Annotated in this window: 4 protein-coding genes; 3 read left to right on the plus strand and 1 reads right to left on the minus strand. The window is 60.8% G+C overall.

The window, feature by feature from the left end:
• The first annotated feature begins 64 nt into the window (after window positions 1-64).
• Both EN879_RS23025 and EN879_RS23030 read left to right on the plus strand, forming a co-directional pair.
• The gene (locus EN879_RS23025; protein ID WP_063168064.1) at window positions 65-853 is read left to right on the plus strand and encodes an ATP12 family chaperone protein; all 789 of its coding nucleotides are present in this window, start codon (window positions 65-67) and stop codon (window positions 851-853) included.
• Window positions 854-1,043: 190 nt separating this feature from the next.
• A complete protein-coding gene (locus tag EN879_RS23030; RefSeq protein WP_013531448.1) occupies window positions 1,044-2,933 on the plus strand; it encodes an MFS transporter in 1,890 nt (629 codons plus the stop codon).
• A gap of 96 nt (window positions 2,934-3,029) precedes the next feature.
• On the opposite strand, the gene EN879_RS23035 is transcribed toward EN879_RS23030, so the two are convergent.
• The gene (locus tag EN879_RS23035; protein WP_063168063.1) at window positions 3,030-3,227 is read right to left on the minus strand and encodes a DUF2735 domain-containing protein; all 198 of its coding nucleotides are present in this window, start codon (window positions 3,225-3,227) and stop codon (window positions 3,030-3,032) included.
• Window positions 3,228-3,543: 316 nt separating this feature from the next.
• Here EN879_RS23035 and EN879_RS23040 point away from each other — a divergent pair, with 316 nt between their 5' ends.
• Complete coding sequence (locus EN879_RS23040) at window positions 3,544-4,584, plus strand: glutamine synthetase beta-grasp domain-containing protein (protein ID WP_013531450.1); 1,041 nt, start codon at window positions 3,544-3,546, stop codon at window positions 4,582-4,584.
• Window positions 4,585-5,433 lie beyond the last annotated feature (849 nt).

Here is a 5,433-nt window from a genome sequence, read left to right on the forward strand (position 1 = left end):
CCGCCGGCCTGATCATCGTCAACCGGCCGGCGCGCAAGCTGACGCCGGTGTAAGAGAGACCTTCATGCGTGACATCCTCAACGACCTCGAAGCGGGCAAGTATCTCTCCGACCCGGATCCTGTGCGCCGCGCCCAGATCCAGATGAAGACGCCTCTGCCCAAACGCTTCTACAAGGCCGCCTCTGTGGCACCTATCGACAATGGCTTTGCCGTGCATCTCGACGGCAAGCCGGTGCGGACGCCGGGCAAGGCGCTGCTGGTGCTGCCGACCGAGGCAGCAGCCGCGCTCGTCGCCGACGAGTTCGCCGCCCAAAGCGAGACCATCGATCCGGTGAAGATGCCGGTGATGCGCCTCGTCAACACGGCCATCGATGGCGTCGCCAGCGACCCGCAGGCGGTGCTGGAGGATATCCTGCGCTTTGCCTCATCCGATCTCACCTGCTATCGCGCCGACGCGCCGCAAGGGCTGGTGGAGCGGCAGAACCAGCATTGGGATCCGGTGATCGACTGGGCGAGGACGCTCGGAGCCCGCTTCAATCTGGCCGAGGGCATCATCCATGTCGAGCAGCCGCGCGAGACCATCGCCGTGCTGGGCAGCCATCTTGCCCAGCGCGCCGAGCCGCTGCGGCTCGCCGCCATCCATGTGATGACGTCGCTGACCGGTTCGGCGCTGCTGGCGCTGGCTGTCGATTTCGGCGAGATCGACGCTGAGGCTGCCTGGGCCGCTGCTCATGTCGACGAGGACTGGCAGATCGAGCATTGGGGGCAGGATGCGGAGGCCGTTGCCCGCCGCGCGGCTCGCAAGCGCGACATGATGGCTGCCGCCGGCCTGCTGCAAGCGCTCAAGGGCTAGGGGTTTCCCAACTCGCCCGGTTTCATCCCGCAGCGCACCTAATACCAAAGTCATAATCCCAAAGACGCGCTGCCTTTGGCGGGCGCTTTCTGTCATTTTTCCCGAATGGCTGTCGTTGAGTCCGTGCTCGGAGGAGAACGCGGACAGTGTCGCGCAGCATTGAGAACGGGTCTCACGGGAGGATAACGCAATGGCAATAGCATCGACCGCCGGCGGAACAAGCCGCGGCATGACGCGGGAAGAGAAGAAAGTCATCTTCGCTTCCTCGCTCGGCACCGTTTTCGAATGGTATGATTTCTATCTTTATGGCTCGCTGGCGGTGTTCATCGGTTCGACCTTTTTCAGCCCAGCCATTCCGGAAGCGACCCGCAACATTTTCGCGCTGTTGGCTTTCGCCGCAGGCTTCCTTGTGCGCCCGTTCGGCGCACTGCTGTTCGGCCGCATCGGTGACCTTGTCGGCCGTAAATATACTTTTCTTGTCACCATGACGATCATGGGCCTATCGACCTTCCTGGTCGGCTTGCTGCCCGGCTATGCCACTTTGGGCATCGCCGCTCCCGTGATCCTGATCATCCTGCGCATGCTGCAGGGCCTGGCTCTGGGTGGCGAATATGGCGGCGCGGCCACTTACGTCGCCGAACATGCGCCGGACAACCGGCGCGGCTACTACACCTCGTGGATCCAGACCACCGCGACGCTCGGCCTGTTCCTGTCGCTGGTTGTGATCCTGATCGTACAGGCTTCATTGAGCAAGGAAAACTATGCTGCCTGGGGCTGGCGTATTCCGTTCATCGTGTCTTTTCTGCTGCTCGGCATCTCGATCTGGATTCGGCTTTCGCTTTCCGAATCCCCGACCTTCCAGCGCATGAAGGATGAGGGAAAGGGCTCCAAGGCGCCGCTGACGGAAGCCTTCGGCCAATGGAAGAACGCCAAGATTGCACTGCTGGCGCTGCTCGGCCTCACAGCCGGTCAGGCCGTGGTCTGGTACAATGGCCAGTTCTACGCGCTGTTCTTCTTGACCAACGTGCTCAAGGTCGACGCGCAGTCGGTCAACATCATGATCGCGGTCGCCCTGGCGGTCGGTTCGATCTTCTTCGTCGTCTTCGGCTGGCTCTCCGACAAGATCGGCCGCAAGCCGATCATCATGGCGGGCCTTGCGCTGGCGATTGTCTGCACCTTCCCGCTGTTCAAGGCACTGACATGGGCTGCCAATCCGGCACTCGCCACGGCGCAGCAGAACACCAGGGCGACGGTGACCGCGGCGCCGGGCGACTGCAAATTCCAGTTCAATCCGGTTGGCACGGCGAAGTTCACGACATCCTGCGATATCGCGACTTCGTTCCTGACCAAGAACTCGGTTCCCTATGACGTGGTGTCGACGGCTGCCGCCGGCACACCCGCATCTGTCAAAATCGGCAATGAGACGGTCGAGTCCTATGACGCCATCGCCGCCGGTGATCAGGCCAAGGCCAAGGAAGCGGCCTTCATCAAGGCCGTCAATATGTCGCTGCAGGACGGCGGCTATCCGCTGAAGCGCGCGGCAGCCAAGGTTGCGGACCAGAAGCTCGATGCGTTTGTTGCCGCCAACCCGGAACTGAAGCTGGACGCCGCTGCCATCCGTGCCGGTGAAAAGGCGACGGTGCCGATCGACCAGGCGGTCAAGGACAAGCTGCTGACCACCGATGAGGCAGCGGGCGCACCCGAAGTCACCGTCTACAACATTCCAGGCGGCGGCGCGTTCGCCATGTTCGCCGATCCTGCAGCAGTGAACTGGCCAATGACGATCGGCATCCTGTTCATCCTGGTGCTGTTCGTGACCATGGTCTACGGGCCGATCGCGGCGATCCTGGTCGAGATGTTCCCGACCCGCATTCGCTACACCGGCATGTCGCTGCCCTATCACATCGGCAATGGCTGGTTCGGTGGACTGCTGCCGGCAACCGTGTTCGCGCTCAGCGCCTACAAAGGCGACATCTACTATGGCCTTTGGTACCCGGTGGTGATCGCGGCTATAACGCTGGTCATCGGCATGATCTTCGTCAAGGATACGCTCGGCACCGACCTGCACGCCAAGGAGTAGGCAGCCCCAGCGTTCAAAAGAAAGCCCGGCGCGAACGATCGCGCCGGGCTTTTTCTTTTCAGGCCAATTCGTTGGCGAGGGCTGCTGCCCTTTGTGTCAGCTCTTGCGGCCCCGGGCCTCTTCCTCGATGGCTGCCTCATGGTACCAGCCGTCGCCGAAATCCGCGCGGGCACCACGCAGCGAGGCAAGCTCTGCCGCAAACTTAGCCTTTCCGCTCAAATTTGAGGCAGAGAGGCGTGCTGCCGCCGGGAACATCAAAATTTTGGCCGACGGTCGTGTGGAAATGACTTCCATTGCCGGGTTCCTTTCTTCCGCCGAACCTTTTCGATTCAACTTGGCCCGAAGATAAGGTCTGCAATCAAGTTAGGCAATATGCCTATGAAAAGATCAGCATTTGCACACTATTTGTGCAAATAAGGACCGTGATGGATCCGGGCGCATTGCTTAGGCGGCTCACCGACTTCCGGTGGATGCCGCGTCAATTTTGTCGCACCCTCCGGACCAAGAATGGCACACGAATTGCATTTTAAGTGTGCGGCAGGCCAGCTGCTGACGGCAGACGCATGTCGACGCCGTTCAGTGTTCGGTGATCAAGCAACGAGAGGCTAGAATGACGAAATACAAGCTCGAGTATATCTGGCTCGATGGATATACCCCGGTCCCCAACCTTCGCGGCAAGACGCAGATCAAGGAATTCGCCGAATTCCCTGAACTCGAGCAGCTGCCGCTGTGGGGCTTCGATGGTTCCTCGACCCAGCAGGCCGAAGGGCACAGCTCCGATTGCGTGCTGAAGCCGGTTGCGGTCTATCCGGATCCCGCCCGCACCAACGGCGTGCTGGTCATGTGCGAAGTCATGATGCCCGATGGTGTCACGCCGCATGCCTCAAACAAGCGCGCCACCATCCTCGATGACGAGGGCGCCTGGTTCGGCTTCGAGCAGGAATATTTCTTCTACAAGGACGGTCGCCCGCTCGGCTTCCCCGAGAGCGGCTATCCCGCACCCCAGGGCCCGTACTACACCGGCGTCGGCTATTCCAATGTCGGCTCCGTCGCGCGTCAGATCGTCGAGGAGCATCTCGACCTCTGCCTCGCCGCCGGCATCAACCACGAAGGCATCAACGCCGAAGTGGCCAAAGGCCAATGGGAATTCCAGATTTTCGGCAAGGGCTCCAAGAAGGCCGCCGACCAGATGTGGATGGCCCGCTACCTCCTGCAGCGCCTGACCGAGAAATACGGCATCGACATCGAATACCACTGCAAGCCGCTCGGAGACACCGACTGGAACGGCTCTGGCATGCACGCCAACTTCTCGACCGCCTATATGCGCGAAGTCGGCGGCAAAGCCTATTTCGAAGCGCTGATGGCGGCCTTCGACAAGAACCTGATGGATCACATCGCCGTCTACGGCCCGGACAACGACAAGCGTTTGACCGGCAAGCACGAGACCGCGCCGTGGAACCGGTTCAGCTATGGCATTGCCGACCGTGGCGCCTCGATCCGCGTGCCGCATTCCTTCATCAAGAGCGACTATAAGGGTTATCTGGAAGACCGCCGTCCGAACTCGCAGGGCGACCCCTACCAGATCGCCTCGCAAATCCTGAAGACGATCGCCTCGGTTCCGGCAAGCGCTCAGGTTTCAGCCGCCGCGTAAGTGTTTCGGACTGTATGACAAGAGGACCCCGGCGTTTCGCGCCGGGGTTCTTTTTTGGCCGTTACCCGGCGGACTGCATTCCCGGTAAAACATACCCAGAAAAAGTCAGGCAGTTCCGGCGGTCGCTAATCGCCCGTGAGTTCCGGCCGCAGCCGTGCGGGTCTGCGGCGATCACTCGCCAGAAAGCCCGGAAAACCGCCTTTTTCCAGCCCTTGTCCGGGGCGATGGATCTTCCATAAGCATCTGTTCATACAACGGAATCGGTCATTCGCCACCCGGCTGGCGGCGTTGACAGATCACGCTACGGCATGCGTATTCGCTGGCCTTGGGGTTACGTCACGCAATGCTGTTCGGACGGGCGGGGTTTTCTTGAACGGCGGCATTGGCGTGGGCGCCGGACGAGCGGTCACTGTAGCCTGAGACAGTGCTCCGCTCGCTCCTGGCTCCGACGTTGGCGGCCGAACCGCCTCCCTTGATCATTTACTGAACACCGCCGAGTTGTGATTGAAGCGACGCGCTCAAAAGCCGGCCGCTCCGATGGACCGTAGGTCCAAGAATCCGGGCATCCTATGATCGTCGAAGACGAAAGGCGGATACGGCTGTCCATGCGCGGCTGCCGTGCAGGCGAGGCATGCCGGTCGGCTGGCAATCCTATTGGAGCGCAGCAAAAAGCCCTTGAAAGAGGGACGTCTTTCAAGGGCTTGAGCATTATAGCTAATCTTGGACCGAGATTGAATCTCAGACGGAGTAGTACATGTCGTACTCGACCGGATGCGGGGTCATTTCGAAGCGCATCACTTCGGCCATCTTCAGCTCGATATAGCTGTCGATCTGGTCGTCGTCGAAGAC

The sequence above is a fragment of the Mesorhizobium sp. M7A.F.Ca.AU.002.02.1.1 genome, assembly GCF_003998535.1.
GTDB lineage: Bacteria > Pseudomonadota > Alphaproteobacteria > Rhizobiales > Rhizobiaceae > Mesorhizobium > Mesorhizobium ciceri.